At 32.5% G+C, this 19,543-nt stretch carries 16 protein-coding genes; 6 read left to right on the top strand and 10 right to left on the bottom strand.

Annotation, left to right across the window (positions count from 1 at the left end; all coding sequences use genetic code 11):
- Positions 1 to 155 precede the first annotated feature (155 nt).
- On the top strand, positions 156 to 833 hold the full coding sequence (locus NNH57_RS25330) for a response regulator transcription factor (protein WP_074406012.1): 678 nt from the start codon (positions 156 to 158) through the stop codon (positions 831 to 833).
- Positions 830 to 2,092, top strand: a complete 1,263-nt coding sequence (locus tag NNH57_RS25325; RefSeq protein WP_074406013.1) for a sensor histidine kinase — start codon at positions 830 to 832, stop codon at positions 2,090 to 2,092. The genes NNH57_RS25330 and NNH57_RS25325 overlap by 4 nt, the downstream gene beginning before the upstream one ends.
- Positions 2,093 to 2,094: 2 nt before the next feature.
- Here NNH57_RS25325 and NNH57_RS25320 read toward each other — a convergent pair whose 3' ends face one another.
- The 6 genes from NNH57_RS25320 to NNH57_RS25295 all read right to left on the bottom strand — a co-directional run bounded on the left by NNH57_RS25320 (position 2,095) and on the right by NNH57_RS25295 (position 7,873).
- The gene (locus NNH57_RS25320; protein ID WP_074406014.1) at positions 2,095 to 2,754 is read right to left on the bottom strand and encodes an alpha/beta hydrolase; all 660 of its coding nucleotides are present in this window, start codon (positions 2,752 to 2,754) and stop codon (positions 2,095 to 2,097) included.
- 4 nt (positions 2,755 to 2,758) lie between these two features.
- On the bottom strand, positions 2,759 to 3,568 hold the full coding sequence (locus tag NNH57_RS25315) for a hypothetical protein (RefSeq protein ID WP_074406015.1): 810 nt from the start codon (positions 3,566 to 3,568) through the stop codon (positions 2,759 to 2,761).
- Between the two features lie 21 nt (positions 3,569 to 3,589).
- Positions 3,590 to 3,919: a hypothetical protein gene (locus NNH57_RS25310; protein WP_074406016.1), complete on the bottom strand. Its 330-nt coding sequence runs from the start codon at positions 3,917 to 3,919 to the stop codon at positions 3,590 to 3,592.
- Between the two features lie 66 nt (positions 3,920 to 3,985).
- A complete protein-coding gene (locus NNH57_RS25305) occupies positions 3,986 to 5,239 on the bottom strand; it encodes a dihydroorotase (RefSeq protein WP_108807465.1) in 1,254 nt (417 codons plus the stop codon).
- Complete coding sequence (locus NNH57_RS25300; RefSeq protein ID WP_108807466.1) at positions 5,236 to 7,164, bottom strand: vWA domain-containing protein; 1,929 nt, start codon at positions 7,162 to 7,164, stop codon at positions 5,236 to 5,238. Before NNH57_RS25300 ends, NNH57_RS25305 begins: the two co-directional genes overlap by 4 nt.
- Positions 7,165 to 7,351: 187 nt before the next feature.
- Complete coding sequence (locus NNH57_RS25295) at positions 7,352 to 7,873, bottom strand: porin family protein (protein WP_108807467.1); 522 nt, start codon at positions 7,871 to 7,873, stop codon at positions 7,352 to 7,354.
- Positions 7,874 to 8,045: 172 nt separating this feature from the next.
- Here NNH57_RS25295 and NNH57_RS25290 point away from each other — a divergent pair, with 172 nt between their 5' ends.
- Positions 8,046 to 9,614 (top strand): NAD(P)/FAD-dependent oxidoreductase, encoded by a 1,569-nt coding sequence (locus tag NNH57_RS25290; RefSeq protein WP_108807468.1) that lies wholly within the window; start codon positions 8,046 to 8,048, stop codon positions 9,612 to 9,614.
- Here the strand turns inward: NNH57_RS25290 and NNH57_RS25285 are convergent.
- The 4 genes from NNH57_RS25285 to NNH57_RS25270 form a co-directional block, all read right to left on the bottom strand.
- Positions 9,611 to 10,819 (bottom strand): sensor histidine kinase, encoded by a 1,209-nt coding sequence (locus tag NNH57_RS25285; protein WP_108807469.1) that lies wholly within the window; start codon positions 10,817 to 10,819, stop codon positions 9,611 to 9,613. The genes NNH57_RS25290 and NNH57_RS25285 overlap by 4 nt on opposite strands.
- A gap of 186 nt (positions 10,820 to 11,005) precedes the next feature.
- Positions 11,006 to 12,808, bottom strand: coding sequence for a cytochrome-c peroxidase (locus NNH57_RS25280; protein ID WP_108807470.1), 1,803 nt, complete (start codon positions 12,806 to 12,808; stop codon positions 11,006 to 11,008).
- Between the two features lie 4 nt (positions 12,809 to 12,812).
- Positions 12,813 to 14,282: a PhoX family protein gene (locus NNH57_RS25275; RefSeq protein ID WP_108807471.1), complete on the bottom strand. Its 1,470-nt coding sequence runs from the start codon at positions 14,280 to 14,282 to the stop codon at positions 12,813 to 12,815.
- 142 nt (positions 14,283 to 14,424) lie between these two features.
- Positions 14,425 to 15,198 (bottom strand): TIGR02757 family protein, encoded by a 774-nt coding sequence (locus NNH57_RS25270; protein ID WP_108807472.1) that lies wholly within the window; start codon positions 15,196 to 15,198, stop codon positions 14,425 to 14,427.
- 471 nt (positions 15,199 to 15,669) lie between these two features.
- Between NNH57_RS25270 and NNH57_RS25265 the strand changes: the two genes are divergently transcribed.
- The 3 genes from NNH57_RS25265 (at position 15,670) to NNH57_RS25255 (ending at position 19,435) form a co-directional block, all read left to right on the top strand.
- Positions 15,670 to 16,512 (top strand): helix-turn-helix domain-containing protein, encoded by an 843-nt coding sequence (locus tag NNH57_RS25265; protein WP_159099169.1) that lies wholly within the window; start codon positions 15,670 to 15,672, stop codon positions 16,510 to 16,512.
- Positions 16,513 to 17,060: 548 nt separating this feature from the next.
- Positions 17,061 to 17,903 (top strand): M57 family metalloprotease, encoded by an 843-nt coding sequence (locus tag NNH57_RS25260; protein ID WP_108807474.1) that lies wholly within the window; start codon positions 17,061 to 17,063, stop codon positions 17,901 to 17,903.
- Positions 17,904 to 18,601: 698 nt separating this feature from the next.
- On the top strand, positions 18,602 to 19,435 hold the full coding sequence (locus NNH57_RS25255) for a M57 family metalloprotease (RefSeq protein WP_074406027.1): 834 nt from the start codon (positions 18,602 to 18,604) through the stop codon (positions 19,433 to 19,435).
- The last annotated feature ends 108 nt before the right edge of the window (positions 19,436 to 19,543 follow it).

Raw genomic sequence — 19,543 nt, 5'->3', positions numbered from 1 at the left:
AATATTTGTAAAACAGCTTGTTATGTAGTTGTTTTTAAGTTGAAAATCAATTCTATTTTTGAAGATGAATATTGTTTGCGAAAACTTTTGCTTTCTGATAATTATTTGTTTCTTTAATTAAAGGTAATTGGAGTATTAAATTTAATCTGAAAGAAGTGAAAATTCTAATTATAGAAGACGAACATATGCTTGCCGAATCGATGGTACAATACCTTGGGAGAGAAGGGTACCATTGTGAATGGACAGATAATCTAGCAGAGGCAAAAGAAAAAAGCTGGGATTATGAATATGATTGCCTCGTTGTTGATATTAACCTTCCTGATGGTAGTGGTCTTGATGTTATTAAACAGATTAAAGGAATGAGATCAAAATCGGGAATCATCATTGTATCTGCACGCAATGCTATCGATGATAGAATTTACGGCCTTGATATTGGAGCAGATGATTACCTTACAAAACCATTTGATCTTGCAGAACTAAACGCACGTATAAAGGCGATTATACGTAGAAGAAATTTTGATGCCCAAAATACAATTACCTTTAATGAAATTGAAGTGTGCCCTTATGAAATGAGTGTTAAAGTACATAACAAAATTTTAAAACTTACTAAAAAGGAGTACGATCTAATGTTATATTTTATCTCGAATCCAAACCGTGTAATCCCCAAAGGATCTATTGCAGAACATTTATGGGGAGACGAAATGGGGATTGCAGATTCTTATGATTTTATCTATTCTCATTTAAAAAACCTTAGAAAAAAAATTCTCGAACATGGTGGTAAAGATTATATACAGACGGTATATAGTGTAGGGTATAAATTTTCTGATCAATGAAACTACTAAGCTTATCTAATCGTTATTATTTTACAGGATTATTTATTGTATCTCTTGTGGGAGGTTTATCTTCTTACTTTGTTATTAGACGTACTGTAAATAGTGAGTTTAATGATAAATTATTTGCAGCAAAAGAAGAATTGATTGATGAATTGTATAGGCATGATGAGTTATTAAGTAGTTATAGCCTAAATATTGGGGATAATATTACTATCCAAAAAGTTGATAAAGACCCAAAAATCCAAACATTTATAAAAGACACGATATTATTTAATGAATACCAAAATGAGCAGATGAACTATAGACAGATCACCTTCTCTGACAAAGTGAGAAATAATTTCTATATCTTTTCGATAACCAAATCATTACTTTCTACAGAAGATTTAATACGAGGTGTTACACAGGTTATTGCTTTGATTACTGCATTATTTTTTATCACGATGCTTGTATTGAGTAATATCGTTTCGCAACGAATTTGGATACCTTTTTATAATACGCTAAACCAGATAAAAGATTTTAATGTTAAAAAGCCGAAGCCTTTATCTTTTAGTGAAACTAATATAGTAGAATTTGAAGAGTTAAATTCTACACTCGAACTTATGACAAATCAAGTTGTAAAGGATTATAAGAATTTGAAAGAATATACCGAGAATACTTCTCATGAGATACAAACACCATTAGCAATTATTAAAAATAAAATGGAACTTTTGATGCAGGATAAAAATCTTTCTGAACAGCAAATATCCATTTTAGGACAAGTATATGAGTCTACAGGAAGGTTATCAAAGCTTAAAGATAATCTTTCCTTACTATCAAAAATTGATAATAATCAATTTATAGATACATCAAAGCTAATCGTGGCAGAATATCTTAAAAAGAAAATTGGAAGAGTAAAAGAATTACTTGATATTAAAAATATAGAGGTAACTCTTGATCTTAAAGAAAATCCGTCGATAGCGATTAATGAAACAATGGCCTATGTGCTCTTTAATAATTTGATTAGTAATGCTATAAAACATAATATAGAATCAGGGAAAATCATAATGACACTTACCAATGCATATTTTGAGATTAAAAATACGGGAGAACCATTAGAAATGTCAGAAGAAGAATTATTCGGACGTTTTAAGAAATCTGGAAACAAGCTTGATTCTAGTGGTCTTGGTTTATCACTAGTATATCGAATTGTTGATTACTACGACTTCTCAATAAGTTATAAAAATACTGATATTTGGCATACGATTACACTTAAATTCTAATGTTAAATGTGAGTACTCAACCATTCTTTAAATTGATAAAAATTTTGGGGTGCGACACCATGACCTACCTCAAATTCATTTAAGGAACTTGTTATACCAAGTTCTGAAAGTAGCATAGGAGCTTTACGGGCCCAATCTACAGGAATTACTTGATCTACACTACCATGAGAACAATATAGATTAAGCTTAGAAAAATCATTTGTTTTGTAATTATCTGTCAGAATATCTTCATTTATATACCCACTTAACGCAATTACATTTTTTACTTTTTTCGGATAGGAGAGTGCTACCGCATAACTAAGGATCGTTCCCTGGCTAAATCCAAGAAGAGTAACATTATCCTTATCCAAATCATAAGCATTGATCGCTTCATCAATAAAACCAGCAATTTTATCTCTGGATTCGATAGCTTGTTTATCATCACTAAATTTTCCCTGGGCAGCATCAAAGTAAATTGCATACCATGCATTACCATAAGGTTGCATTGGATAAGGTGCTCGAACCGAAATAACGAATAATTCTTCTTGTAATTCTGTAGCAAAAGAAAAAAGATCATTTTCATCACTACCATATCCATGAAACATAAATAGAACAGGAGTCTTGTCTTTTTTTATTGTTGGTTCTTTTATAATATGGTATAGGGATAGTGGTTTGGTTTGCATAGTTTTATTTTAATTGTATATGTATATGATCATCATGCCGTACTGCCTGGCATCCATGAAATCGTATTTTGGTACTCTGTATCTTTAATCTATTCTTTAGATGTGGTTCTATAAAAACCTTCTCTATCTGTTTTTGTTTTACGATTGCCAAAAGTAAATCTTTTGTAGCTTTTTCAGAAAATTTTAACCCTTTGTTTACGATTCCAAAAGTTATGTATTTGGTAAAATCGTATTGCCAATTTCCTTTTTGTTTACAAATTAAGGTTTGATTATATTCTTGTTGGGTAGGGGGGGCAAATATTCCATAGCCACTAATTGAAGGTTTTTTGTTGGTCGTCTGATTATTATGATCTTGATAAATAAATGAGATGTCAATCTTTTTTCCATCATCATGACTCAAATGCGGAAGCAATGAAAAACCATCTATAAATGGAAAGTTAGCATCCAGATATACTAATGCGATATCAGGATTAGATCGATGAAATGAATTTGCAATTTCCTCTAATGCAATATGAAGCTCGGGACGTACATAATTTCGATTTAGAAGTTTTGTTACGAAGCTATGCGTTTTTATTTGTGTAGTATCTTTAATTTTTTCTCTACCAAATAATGGGGCGATATAGGGTATAATCAAAAATGTTAGACATACATAAGTGATAAGAAATATGGCCGTTTTTTTAAGTCTATACTTGTGTATGTTTCTTTTAACAAGTAATTCTGTAAGAATATATATCACTCCCCCAATTTGCGTTAGAGCCGTTAAAAAAAGAAATAATAAAAGTTTAAGAACTAGTTTTGCTATTTTTTTAAACATAAAATAGTTCGTTATAATCTTCTATTTAATGAAACTAAACCATTCCTGAAAGTAAGGCCCCAAAATAGGAACTGTTTTTTGCTCTTCTCGTATTGCCAGGATAAGTCCAAAAACAATTAGCACGATACAGAAGATATAGAAAGCAATATGAATCATTAGTGAGTCAAAAATATTAGCCAAAGCTATTAAGAGATAGAAACTAATCCATGAACCCAGTGCTTGTCTGATATGAAAACTTGCAAACTGATTTTTACTTTCCTGATTCATGAAAAAAGCTATAATTGTACCAATAATGGTAATATATGAAACAATAGCTGCCGTTTTTCCTTGTTTTGCGTAGTCAGATTGCATAATTGTTGTATTATTTTATTTTATTACTACACTAGATCGTAATGAAGAATTAGTTTAGTAATATACTTATTTTAATATCATTTTTCCGTTAGCGATAATACCATAAGGAGCTCCTTTTGTAGATTTCCCTATAAAAGCACTATTTTTTGAAGAAGATATAACATGCTCTTCGCTAAAAGTAGCATTACCTATAGGGTTAAATAAAGATAAATCTGCTTTATTACCTTTTTCAATACTTTCACTTTCTATTTTGAAAATAGATTTACCACTGGTAAGCATTGCTATGGTTTGTTCAATATCTAATAGTGTATTAAGAGTTCCGAAAGCACTTTCTAAACCGGTAGTACCGTATTTTGAGTGATCAAACTCTACCTTTTTATGTTCTACATCTATAGGTTGGTGATCACTGGTGATCATATCAATTGTACCGTCATTTATACCTTTTACCAAGGCATCTACATCTTTTTGTGTTCTTAATGGGGGGAGTACTTTATAATTAGTGTCAAATGTAACTAGCTCTTTATCGGTTAGGGTTAAATGATGAACGGTAGTACTACAACTAATTTGTAATCCTTTTGCTTTAGCATCCCGAATTAATGCTACCGATTTCGCTGTCGAAATTGTAGGGATGTGTAAGGTGCCACCGGTATATTCTAGTAGAAACAAGTCTCGCGCAATCTGTAATTCTTCTGCTAGGGCAGGAATTCCTTTCAATCCAAGTAAAGTACTTTGTTCTTCTTCATTAACCATTCCTTTTCCGGCAATATTATTTTCTTGAGGAAAAGATAGGACCAATCCGTCAAAATTTTGTGCATAGAGAAGAGCAATCTTTAATAGATTAGGGTTTTGAATGGCTTTTTTATAGTCACCAAAAGCAATAGCACCTGCCTGTTGCATATCATATAATTCTGCCATATCTACGCCCTTAGACTGTATTGTCAACGCTCCGATAGGATATAATGATACTGCGCTATTTTGAGACTTTCCTTTCAGAAAACCTACAGAAGTGCTATTATCGGTTACTGGTAATGTATTTGGGTGTAACGCTATAGCTGTGAAACCACTTTTTGCAGCCACTTGTAAACCATGATCAATAGTCTCACGTTCTTCATATCCTGGTTCACCAAAACTTACACTACTATCAAACCATCCTTGTGAGATGTGTAAGTTATCTAATGTAACTTCTTCAACATGATCGGGGGCTTTGATTGTCTTCTTTATATCTGTAATTATTCCGTTTTCGATTAATATATCAACTGTTTGACGATGAAAGGGAGATTTTTGGTCAATTACAGTAGCAGCCTTTAATAAGAAGTTCATTTTAGATATTTTAATAGTAGTATTTCAATTAGCAAGAATATCAACGCAAAAATAACAAACCATTTCCAAAGTTCGTTAACACTAGTCTCTTCTTTTATTTGGTCAAAAAGCTCTGTGACTGATTGGCTTACTTGATAATCTTCTGTAGTAGTTAAGTTATAGTATTGTAAATCACTCTCTGCACTATTATAATTATAACTTACATGTTGTTGAACACTGTTGTTTTTATCTTGTACCCTGTAAATCCCTGCTCGTGTAGGAACTTCGTCTGTCGTTATACTCACTTTTGTAGAAAAACTCTGTTGCAATGGTATAATATTTTCTTGATCAGAAACCAAAGACAATATTCCATCTTGTCCGAGAGATATAGGAATATCATAAGAATTAATCTGCCCAATAGTATATGATATATCGGTAAGCTGTAGACTTTGTTTACCAATATTATATAATGTAGGAACGATCAAAGGGGAATTCTTAAAATTAGAATTTTCCTGATTTATAGCCGATGTAAATACATATAAATTATTTGTTTTGTATAAGAAAGGGCTACTATCTTCAAAAGATAATATGATATTGGATGCATTTGCCTGATAATAACTATTTACCTTTGGATATTGAAAATTGGTAATCTTTTTATCAAAAACCCCACGATATAATGGATGTGAGAAGTTAATAGCAGTGATTTTCTTTTCACGTGTTGTTTCTGCCAATAACCCTTGTGTCGAATATCCGCTTATAAACTGTTGATACGAAACCAAATCTCCATTTGTGGCAGGAATAAAACAAATAGTACCTCCTTGATCAACAAAAGGCTTTAATGCATTGATAAGTGATACCGGAATTTGTTTAACCTCATTAATGATCACCAGGTTTGCATTACTAATATTATTATAATTAAGCCTTTCGGCAGAGCTGCTTAGCACTACAAATTCATCTGAAGTAAAAATATTTTTTATAAAATTATCATCTGTTTCATTAATAGCAACAACTTTTATTTTTTCTGGAGCATTTATGGTAAAAAACCTTGAATTATCAAAGGTTATTACGGGATCTTCTATAGTTACCCGACCGTTAATTTTTATATTCTCATCTAAACGGAATTCAGTTTCGGCTGTGCCATTTTCCGGAATAGAAACTGCAGTTTTGGCAATCAATTTATCGTCATTATATAGCGCAATAGAAGTGTTTTCTGCATTAGTATCCGTATTGCTTAATACTACATTAAGAGTGAGGTCATTATTGGTGTTATGCCTTAAATACAGGCTGTCGATAGCAATATTTTGCCTGGTGACAGGTTGTAGCTGAACAAGGTGTGTTTTTGTATCTGTATCTTTTTGTATACTAAAGGCATTTTCTTTTTGTTGAAAATCTGAAACCATTATGATACGTTTATTGGTTTCTGAAGATATTCCTACTAATTGTTTAGCTTTAAGATAAGCTGCGGAATACGAAAGTTGATTAGACGAGTACTCGATTTGTAACAAGTCGTTTTGAATATCTTGTTTAGAAACATCAATAAAAGTTTCTGTATTGGTAAAAAGAGATATGGTTTCCTCTTCAGGAAGATCACTAAGGATTTCTTGTACAGCACGTTTTAGTAGAGGCCCTTTAGAACCTTTGGCCTGCATACTAAACGAATTATCAAGGTATAATACGGTTTTACTTTTTTTACCAACAATTTCTTCTAATGCCAGAAATGGTTGTGCAAAAGCAAAAATGATAGCTGCCATAGCTAATAATCGAGCAAGAAGCGTCAGCCATTTTTTGATCTGAGAACTTTTTCGAGTTTGTACCGTAACCGCTTTTAGAAACTGAACATTTGTAAAATTAACCTTCTGAAAACGTCGTAATTGAAATAAATGAACTAGAATAGGAATTATAAGTGCAAAGAGAGCGTAAAGAAATTCTGGGTGTTTAAACTGCATTCCTTAGTAAGGTTTGTCAAATATACTATAAGATTTGGGATTTATGAATTTCAAAATTATCAATTCACAAATTATCAGTCAAAAATTAGAAAAAGGATGGAGTAGTAAGGGAAGGGAGCATTATTTTTTTATGTCTAAAAAAAGCGGAAGTTTTACTTCCGCTCTTTCTATATAAATCTTTTGTTTACTAAAAGATATAGTATCCAACAGAAACTTGAAATACAGAATTTTTAGCTTCTACATTATCTACAATATCAGTAAATCCAATATTATATCGTAATTGACCGAAAAAAGAACCAAATTCTACTCCGGCACCTACAGCTGCACTTAGATCAAAACTTTCTGGATCAGTACCTGCAGGATAATTGTCATTAACTACAAAACCAAATTGAGGTCCTGCTTCTGCACTAAAAAATTTAGCGAATTTAAATTTTACCAAAACAGGAAGATTTAAATAATCTATGTCTGTATTTTCAATTCCCTGTGCAGAATATATAAGTTCTGGCTGTACAGCAAACATATCTGATAATCCTATTTGAACTACAGCACCAATATGATATCCTGTACGTCCATCTAAATTATCATTCACATTGTCTCCATTTAATGTAGCAAAGTTTACCCCACCCTTAAAACCAAGTTTGATGTCCTGTGCATTTGAAGAAATTGAAAAACCGATTACCGCAATTGCTAATAAAAAAAGCTTTTTCATAATTGTAAATTTAAGGTTTGTTTGAGGTCAAAGATAGGGACTAATATCTTAAGAAAAGGTTAAATCTAGAAAGATTCAGCTTGTTTGCTAGTATTATTTTGATGTTTTTTAGGTGTCATTTTGAAACAAAGAAAGTTGTATCTTCGCCCTAAATTCAAAACCTAAGCTAAGATTGCAATACGAATTCACGATACAAGTTTCACCAGAAATTGCGGCACATCCCGATCAATTAAAAAGTAAGGTAGCACATAAAAACGGGATCCCTTTGGATGAAATTAGACATATTCAGGTTTTAAAACGTTCTATAGATGCTCGACAACGGGCAATTAAGGTCAATTTGAAGCTAAAAGTATATGTACAGGAAGATTATATAGATCAGCCCATTGCATTACCAGAATATCCAGATGTTTCTAATGCACCAGAGGTCGTTATCATTGGAGCTGGCCCTGCAGGCTTGTTTGCAGCATTACGCTGTATCGAATTGGGTTGTAAACCCATTGTTTTAGAACGAGGAAAAGATGTACAGGCACGTCGTAGAGATCTTAAAGCTATTACCAGAGATCATATTGTTAACGAAGATTCTAATTATTGTTTTGGAGAAGGTGGAGCAGGCACATATAGTGATGGTAAATTATATACCCGATCTAAGAAAAGAGGAGATGTACATCGTATTTTAGAGCTTTTGGTTGGATTTGGAGCTACCGATCAGATTTTGGTCGAAGCACATCCACATATTGGGACAAATAAATTACCTAGTATTATAACTGCAATACGAGAGAAAATTGTTGAAAGAGGAGGAGAAGTACATTTTAATACTCGTGTAATTGATTTTGAAATTAGAAATTCTGAAATCAATGGAGTCACTCTATTGGATGGAAGTACTATTGCTACTAATAAAGTTATTCTGGCCACAGGACATTCTGCAAGAGATATATTTACGCTATTGTATGATAAAAAAATAGAAATCGAAGCAAAACCGTTTGCTTTGGGAGTACGAGTAGAACACCCACAAAAACTCATAGATCAGATTCAGTATTCTTGTGAAGTTCGAGGACCTTATTTACCTCCTTCACCATATAGTATCGTAAAACAGGTAACCGGCAGAGGAATGTATTCTTTCTGTATGTGCCCCGGCGGTGTGATTGCTCCCTGTGCTACTAGTCCGGGGGAAGTGGTAACAAATGGCTGGTCTCCTTCTAAAAGAGATCAACCTACCGCCAATAGTGGTATTGTTATAGAATTGCGGATAGAAGATTTTAAGGAATTTTCTAAATATGGCCCTTTATCGGGGATGTATTTTCAGAAATATATAGAGCAGCACGCGTGGCAAGTAGGAGGGAAGACTCAAAAGGTTCCCGCACAAAGACTAGTAGATATGGCTGAAGGAAAAATATCAACACATCTTCCAGAAACTTCGTATAAACCAGGTTTAACATCTGCCGATATGGGGGTAGTATTCCCCAAATTTATCCATCAAACATTACAAGATGGTTTTAAAGCATTTGGTAAAAGCATGAAAGGATATCTTACCAATGATGCTGTAGTGCACGCTCCCGAGTCCAGAACATCATCACCTGTTCGTATTCCCAGAGACTGGAAAACATTAGAACATACACAAATTAAAGGATTATATCCTTGTGGTGAAGGAGCAGGATACGCCGGAGGTATAATTTCTGCAGCTATCGATGGTGAAAAATGTGCTCAGGCTTGTGTAGCAAAAATACTATCTAAAACAGTTTAAATAGATTTCTTTATAGAGAACTCAAAAGTGGTCTGAATTTTTTCTTTAGAAGATACTTTAATATCCCCCCCTAGGTTCTTAACTAATTTTTCTACTGTAGAAAGCCCTATACCATTACCTTTATTACCACTTCTATCTGTAGTATTAGCAGTAGTGAAAAGCTCAAAAATAGTAGCTAACTTATCATTCGGAATCCCCATTCCGTTATCTGTTATTCTGAAATAGTAGAAATTTTCATCTTCGTTAGTTTCTATTGATATAATGATCTGATCTTTGTCATTATATTTAATACTGTTTCCGATAAGATTAAAGAAAATTTGTTTTAATGCTAGTTTATTACATTGTATGATTGGATCTTCTTCTGGGAAATAGATAGTAAAATCCGGTTTCATCGTAAGTAAATCAACAATTTTACTCAATAAGTGGTTTAAGTAAAATTCTTCGGGTTCATTATGTATTAAACTTTCACTCTCATAATGATCAAGTACATCACTAATATAACTACTCATAGAGAAAGAAGAAGTTTTGATGTATTCAAAATATTCTAAACTTTCATTATCGAGTTTATCTTCCAGTTTAAGTTTTAACAAATCTGTAGATGTAATAACATTGGCTAATGGCATTTTGAGATCATGCGATATCACTCTAGCAAATTCTCTTAAAGATTCGTTATGTTTTTTTAACTTGTTTTGAATTATTTGAAGATCATTATTCTTTTTGTTAAGCTCAAAAAGAATAATCACCTGCTTTGCCAGAGCGTTAAGGGATTCTAGTTGCTTATCAGAAAGTTCTCTGGGAACGCTATCCATCACACATAAGGACCCCAAAGCAAAACCATCTTTATCTATCAAAGGAATTCCGGCATAAAAAATAATAGGTTTTTCTTCTAGAATAATTGGGTTGTCATTAAAACGCTTATCTTCTCGGGTATCTTTAATTATTAAAGGAGTATGAGGTTGTAAAACAACATGAGAGCAAAGTGAATTATTACGAGGAGTCTCACACGTTTCTAAGCCGTGTTTAGACTTAAACCATTGTCTATCATTATCTACCAATGAGATTAGTGCCATATCTGTTTCACAGATATACGCGGCAAGAGCAGTAATTTCATCAAACTCCTTCTGTGATTCGGTATCCAGAATGTCTAATGATTTTAAAGCTTCTAACCTAAAGTTTTCGTTTATGGGTATAGCATTCGATATCATCCTCTTACAAAGAATTGATTTATATAAGAATCAATTCCTAATAAAATTAACAAAAATAACCCAGATATTACGAATTAATTAGCATCACATAACAATTTTACGTGATAACCGTAATATGATTCAAAAAAGATATGCGACCATCTATACCCCAATTGATGAGCGGGTTAATAGCAATCAAATTCTTTTTTAATAGGTTTTAATATCATCTTCTAATGTATGTATAAACGAAATAATATCCTCTATTTCCTGATTAGTGAGATGTAACGGGTCGGGAGGTAAGGTTTGATATTCATTCTGGATACCTATACCAATACCGCCTCCACGGTTATAAAAATCCATAACACCTTCTAGAGTAGTATATACTCCATTATGCATATAAGGAGCAGTTTTCCCGGCATTTCTAACCGTGGGAGTCTTAAAAAAATGTTTCCTTTCGGGGGTTTTATACACATAATACCTCCCTAAATCTGCACTAATAGTAGCATTAATAGTGTCATTTTGTTCTGGAACTCCGATCAATTCGATTTCTGATTCTTTATAGTTAGGAGGTACAGTACCATTAAAAACAGGAGCAAAATGACATGTAGCACATTTGGCTTTACCATTAAAAAGATTAAAACCATTAATTTCATTTTGAGTAAGCGTATTCTCCAGAGTGTTTATGTTTCTATCAAATTTAGAGTTAAAAGGTGCTAAACTTCTTATATAACTGGCTATAGCATTCCTAATTTCTGCATTACCAATCTTTTGGTTTTCAAAAACTTCGGCAAAACTTTTTGTGTATGTACTATCTTGTGTAACAACTTGTCTCAGCGTTTCTAAATCTGTATGAAATTCATTTTTATTTTCTATCACAGCAATGATCTGACCTTCTAAACTACCGGCTCTTTTATCATAGAAAAATGCCTTTTGCAGACCAGCATAAAATAATGTAGGAGTATTACGTGTAACTTTTGCTCCAATTTTCAACCCATCTGTAAATGCTTTATCTGGATGATGGCAGGTTGCACAACTAATTTTTTTATTCGAAGATAAGTTAGTATCGTAAAATAACTTTTTCCCCAATGCTATTTTTTCTGAAGTCATTTCTCCAGAATTTCTATCTGCAAAATAGGTGTGATTATAAGTATCCTTAGAAAAAAGAGAAGTAGCATCATTTTTTATTGCTAACTCAAAAGGAAAGCTCACATGCCAATCATCTACGACCTGATTCCATAATTTTAATTGTTTATGCGTATGATTTTTAATGAAATCATATCGGTTAAACGTATTAAAATCAGCATTTAGATCTTTAATTGATGCATCTATTTCGTAATTCCATTTTTTTAAAAGTGCTACGTCGTTAAATTCATTTTTAAAGATAGATAAATAGGTCTTTAAACTTTGGTATACTATTTTAGACTCTTCTAAAGAGTTTTCTAAGACAGGAGAATCAAAACCTGTTATTCCTGTAAGTGCTATTTGAACTATTGATTTTCTAAATAGCCACAAAAAATGATATGTCTTTAGATGATTAAAACTGGTGTTTTTCTTAATTAATTTTAATCTATTTGATACCAGGTTCAAATGTTTGTTCACAAGTGCAGCATTCATTTCTTCTGTAAAAATCTCTTCTTCGAGAACTTGATATCCACTTGGTTGTTTAGTTTTTATATCAGTAAAGTCATCTTCTTCAACCTTTAAAATATTAGGTTGGTTTAAGAAACCATAGTTTTCAATATCCAGAGAAGCCAAAATGGGTTCGGTTTTTTTGAAATACTTCCTGGATTGAAGAAAATGCTTTTTGACATTACTCGTATCAGTTTTAGCGCTGTCCAGGTGATTAATTGCCATTGTGATATCGGTTATGAATTGTTCTTTCATTTGGATATTGAATGGTGCTTTTTCTGTTTTTACTTCTTTCTTTTCTGAACAAGAAGAAAAAAAACCGAATATGATAAAGAGGCTTATCACAAAATAAGCCTCTTTGTTGTATTTAAATAAAACCATATGTTTATCGTTCTAAACCTTTAATTACATAAAGCATACTACCTTCTTTACGACTATTTGCTACATCAGGGTTTGCTGTAGGATCGGTAAAAGGTGTTCCGTCTGCTCTTTCCCATCCATGATTTTGAGTAATCATAAGAAAAGTTTCATCAACACCGATAACGTCTGATATATCAATCATACCTGTTATTTCCCATATCTTATTTAAACTACCGTATCCAGATGCTGCTGCTTTAGGCTGATCACATTCTAATACTACTTTTAATTCTCTGGTGTTTAAATTGTATTGATACAATCTCGAATAATGATTTGCAGCAGGTTTAAAATCTTGAATCCCATTTGGATCTTCTTGTATGTAAGCGTAATTTTTGGTTACCAAAATATTATCAGGACTGTGAAAAGCTTCGGCGGTACCACCAATTTTGTCACCATCTAATACACAAGTTATTTTACCAGGACCATATGGATTTCTATTATTTAGTTCTACTTTGTAAATTCTTCCAGAACGTGTTCCTTTTCCTATTAATCCAGGTTTATCTCTTCCTGTTACAGCAAAGTATACTTCTTGGTTATTCTTTCTGCTACGCCCTCTTCTCCAATCTATATCTTCTAATCTAGAAAATCCCATTACTCCTTTTTCTTTGGCTTCAGCATCTAATAAATCAATATCTTTTTCGGTTAATTCTACAAACTCCATATCATAAGAAACTCCTTCTTTCATATCTACTTCGTAGGTTACTTCTGGAGAGGTTACTTTCAATCCGTATAATTTACCTCTTTCAAGATCACCTTGTCTGCCAACATACATTCCTAATTGCCCCGAAGGAACTTCGTTATTACTATTATCATCACCAATGAAAACGACAGTTTTACCTGGGTATGCGCGTCTGCTTAGCGCTACTGCATTCTCGGTAGACCATTGCCCTAGTGCAGTCAACATTCTTGGAGCAGAAGCTTCTGATACATTCTTATATGGGTTCGTTGCAAAAACACCTTTAGAATTTCCTCCCCATTCACCACCAGAAAGATATAAAGGGCCGAAACCATGTATGGATGGAGTAATTAGTGAACCAGAACACTGGGCAGTATTTGCTGTAGCCACAGCATTAAGGATATGTTCTCCTTTAATTGGTTTAAAAGTTTCGTCTAATGTGATTCTGGCAATAGAATAATCAGCTTCTATATTATTAATTAAAGTAAATGTTCCGTTTTTATTACGAAGTAATCCTGCACCATCAGCCATAGAACCGTAGGTGAAATCAGGAATATAGGTGTCTTCAGATGAAAGTAGATTGTATATTTCTATATCAGAAAATTCAGAAGTCTTTTCTAATAAAACAGGAGAGATAGAATGATTTTTCAGTTCGATTTTTCCTGTTGGTGGTTTAATAGGACCTCCTGTGTAATCGTCTAGGTTGCAAGAAGCCAATAGTAATGCAGCACCTAGAGAGGCAATAATAAGATGATTTTTCATGATTGTGTGGATTTTTGTTTCCACAAATTTAGCCTAAGGCATACCTCAATAACTTTATGAAGATGTTTTATGTTTATTAAAGAAATATCATCTAAATGTTTAGAATGTAAAGTTAAGATTACTCTTTAGAATGGTTCTAAACTTAAAATTTTTCAAAAACTCCAAGTCCAAATAATGCGTAATCATACTTAACTGGGTCTGTGGGATCTAAGTTCCTCAGTTTTGTATCAAGCTCTAACAATGCTTTTCCATCATTTTGTTTGCGCGTAAGCAATCCCAATTTACGAGCAACATTTCCCGAGTGTACGTCTAAGGGGCATGATAATTGAGCAGGGGAGAGGTTACGCCAAATACCTAAATCAACTCCGGCAGAAGCATCCCTTACCATCCACCGTAGAAACATATTGATTCGTTTGGCAGCAGAGTTTTTATGAGGGTCACTAACATGTTTTTCTGTTCTAATCGGATGCGGTAAGGAAAAGAATTCTTTTTTAAAGTTATGAATTGCGGTTTGAAAGTTGTCTTCTTCTTTATACAATTTAAAAAAAGCTTCCATATCATCATATTTAGTATATATATGCCGTAGTGCTGTGATGAAGTAGGAGAGATCGGTACTATTAAAAGTTCTATGTACAAAACCATTAAAATCTTGAAGATTTATCTCGGTATGATTCATTATAAAATCATATGGGCTATTTCCCAAAAGTGACATTAATTTGTGAGAATTGGTTAAGATGCTTTTTCGATTCCCCCAGGAAATAGTGGCAGTAAGAAATCCTGAGATTTCAATATCTTCTTTTCCGGTATATAAATGAGGAATCTGTATCGGATCTGTTTCAATAAATTTTGGTCGTTCGTAGTAAAATACCTTTTCATCCAGAAAATCTTTGAGTTCGATTTGGTTAAATTTCTTCACGAGGATATATTATCATTTTATTGTTTTATCATCAACAAAGATGATAATTTTAATGAATATCTATTAATATTTAAGAAAAAGGTTAAATAAAACACAGATTTGAGTTTTATGTACAATAAATTTATGTGTTAAAAAGTTTATCTATTTTAATACCATTAACAAGATAGTTTTTATTATGTTACAGGACATATAGGCATTTCTATTGATCTATATTAATAACAGTCAGTGGTTTTTTGTTATTTAAAGATTTTTGAGATGAAAATTATAGATTATTTATTTTTAATAAGTGGCTTACAAACGTTAGTTATTACTATTATTCTTCTTTTTTACCGATCTAAAAAAGTACATATTAATAGATATCTGGGCTTGTTTTTTGTTACTTTATGTGTTGAGATGACAATGTATTTTGTTTTTAAATATGTTAAGCATCCAGCTATTTATTATCATCCGTTTCGATTCAATTTGTTAAGTATGAGTTTTTTATTTTTCTACGCAGTAGAAACGGCGGGAATTTATATAAAGCGAAAATTCTATTACTATATTCCTGCAATCTTTGAGTTTTTGTTTTTATCAGTATTTTTTCTTTTAGTGTTGCAAAACCCAGAAATACATACCACTTTAAAAGAAATGCATTTTGGTAAAATAATGAACATTGTTGGTGCTATCTATATCGTAACGATGTCTGTTATGATTATTAAAATTAATAATAAGCATAGGAAACGGTTACCTTATTATTATGAAGTGACCAAAAACAAATCATTAAATTGGTTAACTGTTTTTTGTATTATCTGTATCCTGTTTAATCTTTCGGGGAACTCATTAAACTTGTTTATTAGTGAAAAGTCTTATCAATATTTGATGAATACTATTCTTCTACTTTCTCTCTATTATGTTACCATTGCGAGTCTGGTACAGATTAATATTATAAATATGATTTCCCCCAAAGTAGAAGAAAAAGAAACTAAGGCAGAATTAGAAAACATTGTAAAGATTATTGAAGAATATATGATGGAAACCAAAGCGTATTTAAATCCTTCAATTACTCTAAAAACATTTGCCAAAGAGGTAAAGTTGCCAGAAAGGCTGATCTCTAAAGCGATTAATAAAATAGAGCATAAAAATTTCAATAATTATATCAATTATTATAGAATAGAGGAATTTAAACAACTTTTGTCTATGGATAGACATAAAAAATTTAGCATTTCTGCAATAGCTAACGAAGTTGGTTTTAATTCTAGAGCATCTTTTTACAAAAATTTCAAAGATATTGTTGGAGTCTCTCCTTCATCATATGCGAAAAATGTAGATGGTTGATTATCTTGTTTTTACATGTTTCTTATTATGATTTAAGACATCCTATATCATGTTAGGGGACACCTGTTTGTTGGTTGGTGCGTTTTTTTTGTAGAATTTAGCATCAACTAATTTTACACAAACAATCGACTTATGAAAACATTATCCAGCACTATTCCAATTCTTGTTTTTAGCAAAAAAATATCAAGATAACTAGCAGGTTATATTATTGATTTCTACAAAGCTATAAACCGGAATTTTTTTAAATATAATTTTAGGATTCTTAGTGACCATTTTGAAAGCCTGAAAGTTGAGATTTAAAATTTCTTATTGAGTGAGTGACAATCAAAATGCTTTTCAAATTTTGATTCATATGAGGTCTTTTTAGCCTCGATCCGGTTTATACTTTGTTGTTTGGCTATAGCTTAAATAGCCCTATTTAGAACAATATAGATTACGTATTCTTAATTGTATTAAGGTTTCAAAGTTCTTAATATCTATTTTTTTTAATCGAGATGATAGAAAACCTTTAGGTTTTTATTACTCACACAAATTAACAAACTTAAAATATGAAAACTATTAAATTATTAGCGCTTAGCGCTATAGTGGCAGGATGCATTACTTCTTGCCAAAAAGAAGAAGTTGCTTCAGAAGTAAATGAAATAAATAATACTCCTACAAAAGAACAACTTCTTAAGTTAGAAAGTATGGGAGTTAATACAGAAGATGTATCTGTAAAAGCGGTAACCGACCTAGATGGGAGTAGTGCAGACTACTTCGTTAATGGAACGGATCTAGGGATACCAGTTGCTGGACTTGCAGATCAGCCAAGCTTAGGGGTTATGGATAACGGAATGAAGCAGTATAGAACAAGAAACCTTGTTTCTAGTAATAACCGTACAATTAATGTATTAGGTTATACAGGTGGTGGTGGTAATGGACTGTCAAATACTGGAAGACAGGCATTACAGAGAGCTGTAAATAGATACAATAGTTTAAATACTTCTCTTAACATGAGACTTACTTTTGGTACCAATTATCAGGCTGCTGATTTAGTAGTGTATGTAAGAAGTGATTTGGGAGCTGGCGGATTAGCGGGATTTCCTTCTGGTGGAAGACCATACAAGTGGGCAAGAATCGGGCCTAGTGTTAAAAACAGAGGAGTTGCGTATACTCAACATGTTATTGCTCATGAAATGGGACACTGTATAGGATTACGTCATACAGATTGGCAGCGTAGAGTATGTAATGGTCAAAATGAAGGTCAAGGTGCAGATGGAGCTATTCATATTCCTGGAACTCCAAGAGGTGTTGATATCACATCTTTAATGATTTCTTGCCCAGCACAAGGAAACCCTCAAAATGGGACTCTAAATAGAAATGACGTTACTGCATTAGAGTACATGTATTAATATAAAGTTATTAAGAACTTTGATTTTTTTTAGAAGGGGCTGCCTGAAAAGGCAGTCTTTTCGTGTCTTAATTTTTTCCCCTTTTCATAAGCTTATTGTAATTAGTCAAAACTCTGCTACCTCTTGTTTTTACTATGTTTAATGCTTTTTTACGAATGTCTTTAATCGTGATTTAGGATGTCTTAAATCACGATTAAAGACATCTAATTATTGATTTGAGTTCTTTTTTTGTGGAATTTAGCATCAACTAATTTACACAAACATTCAACTTATGAAAACACTATTCAACAGTATTCCAGTTTTGTTTTTACTAATATAAACAATAGTCTATAGGATAGCTATAGATTAAATTCTTGGTTGCTACAAAGTTATAAACCGGAATATTTTTTTTAAATATAATTTTAGGATTCTTAGGGACCATTTTGAAAACCTAAAAGTTGAGATTTAAAAATTCTTATTGAGGAACAATCAAAAAGTAACTTTCCAAATTTTGATTCATATGAGGTCGTTTTAGCCTCTATCCGGTTTATACTTTGTTGTTTAGCGATATGCTTAAACAGCTTCATTTAGAACAATACAGATTACATACTCTAACTAGTATTAAGATTTCAAGGTTCTTAATACCTAATTTTTTTAATCGAGATGATAGAAAACCTTTTGGTTTTTGTTGACTCACACAAATTAACAAACTTAATAATATGAAAACTATCAAATTATTAGCGCTTAGCGCTATCGTGGCAGGATGCATTACTTCTTGTCAAAAAGAAGAAGTTGCTGCAGAAGTAAATGAAATAAATAATACTCCTACAAAAGAACAACTTCTTAAGTTAGAAAGCATGGGGGTTAATACAAATAATGTGACTGTTAAAACGGTTACAGATTTGGATGGAAGTAGTGAAGATTACTTCGTTAATGGTACAGATTTAGGGATACCAGTTGCTGGACTTGCGGATCAGCCAAGTTTAGAGTCTTTGGATAATGGAATGAAGCAATATAGAACAAGAAATCTTGTTTCTGCCCGTACAATCACAGTATTAGGATACACAGGTGGTGGTGGTAATGGATTAAACCAAGCTGCACAACAAGGTTTAAGGCAAGCGGTAAACAGCTATAACAGTTTAGGGTTAACGATTAGAATGAGTCTTAGTTTTGGTACTAATTATCGAGCAGCAGATATAGTAGTTTATGTACGTGGAGACCTAGGTGCTGGTGGATTAGCTGGATTTCCTTCAGGAGGAAGACCTTACAAGTGGGCAAGAATCGGACCTAATGTAGGTAGTAGAGGTGTAACTTATTCTAAACATGTAATTGCTCACGAAATGGGACACTGTATTGGTTTACGTCATACAGACTGGTTTGCTAGATCATGTGATAATGGTCAAAATGAAGGACAAGGACAAGATGGTGCAATTCATATTCCAGGAACTCCAACAGGCGTAGATAGATCATCAATCATGATTTCATGTGGAGCATTTGGAGCTACTGGTCGTTTTAGTAGTGGGGATGTAGCCGCTCTCCAGTATATATACTAATATAAAATTATTAAGAACTTTGAAATTTATTAAGAAAAGGCTGTATAATTAATTATGCAGCCTTTTTATTTTTTTTGTCCCGTCCTGAAATAATATTCATAGTATAGA

The organism is Aquimarina spinulae, from assembly GCF_943373825.1.
Classification (GTDB): domain Bacteria; phylum Bacteroidota; class Bacteroidia; order Flavobacteriales; family Flavobacteriaceae; genus Aquimarina; species Aquimarina spinulae.
Note: the sequence above shows the minus strand (reverse complement) of the source record. Positions and strands in the feature narration are given on the sequence as shown.

What these genes read in the sequence shown, in the direction of transcription:
- NNH57_RS25265 (WP_159099169.1), top strand. Translation starts at nt 15,670, where the DNA reads ATGAGTTTTTTATTTTTCTACGCAGTAGAAACGGCGGGAATTTATATA.
- NNH57_RS25275 (WP_108807471.1), bottom strand. Translation starts at nt 14,282, where the DNA reads ATGAAAAATCATCTTATTATTGCCTCTCTAGGTGCTGCATTACTATTG.
- NNH57_RS25260 (WP_108807474.1), top strand. Translation starts at nt 17,061, where the DNA reads ATGAAAACTATTAAATTATTAGCGCTTAGCGCTATAGTGGCAGGATGC.
- NNH57_RS25280 (WP_108807470.1), bottom strand. Translation starts at nt 12,808, where the DNA reads ATGGTTTTATTTAAATACAACAAAGAGGCTTATTTTGTGATAAGCCTC.
- NNH57_RS25300 (WP_108807466.1), bottom strand. Translation starts at nt 7,164, where the DNA reads ATGCAGTTTAAACACCCAGAATTTCTTTACGCTCTCTTTGCACTTATA.
- NNH57_RS25310 (WP_074406016.1), bottom strand. Translation starts at nt 3,919, where the DNA reads ATGCAATCTGACTACGCAAAACAAGGAAAAACGGCAGCTATTGTTTCA.
- NNH57_RS25255 (WP_074406027.1), top strand. Translation starts at nt 18,602, where the DNA reads ATGAAAACTATCAAATTATTAGCGCTTAGCGCTATCGTGGCAGGATGC.
- NNH57_RS25295 (WP_108807467.1), bottom strand. Translation starts at nt 7,873, where the DNA reads ATGAAAAAGCTTTTTTTATTAGCAATTGCGGTAATCGGTTTTTCAATT.
- NNH57_RS25325 (WP_074406013.1), top strand. Translation starts at nt 830, where the DNA reads ATGAAACTACTAAGCTTATCTAATCGTTATTATTTTACAGGATTATTT.
- NNH57_RS25320 (WP_074406014.1), bottom strand. Translation starts at nt 2,754, where the DNA reads ATGCAAACCAAACCACTATCCCTATACCATATTATAAAAGAACCAACA.
- NNH57_RS25315 (WP_074406015.1), bottom strand. Translation starts at nt 3,568, where the DNA reads ATGTTTAAAAAAATAGCAAAACTAGTTCTTAAACTTTTATTATTTCTT.
- NNH57_RS25305 (WP_108807465.1), bottom strand. Translation starts at nt 5,239, where the DNA reads ATGAACTTCTTATTAAAGGCTGCTACTGTAATTGACCAAAAATCTCCC.
- NNH57_RS25285 (WP_108807469.1), bottom strand. Translation starts at nt 10,819, where the DNA reads ATGATATCGAATGCTATACCCATAAACGAAAACTTTAGGTTAGAAGCT.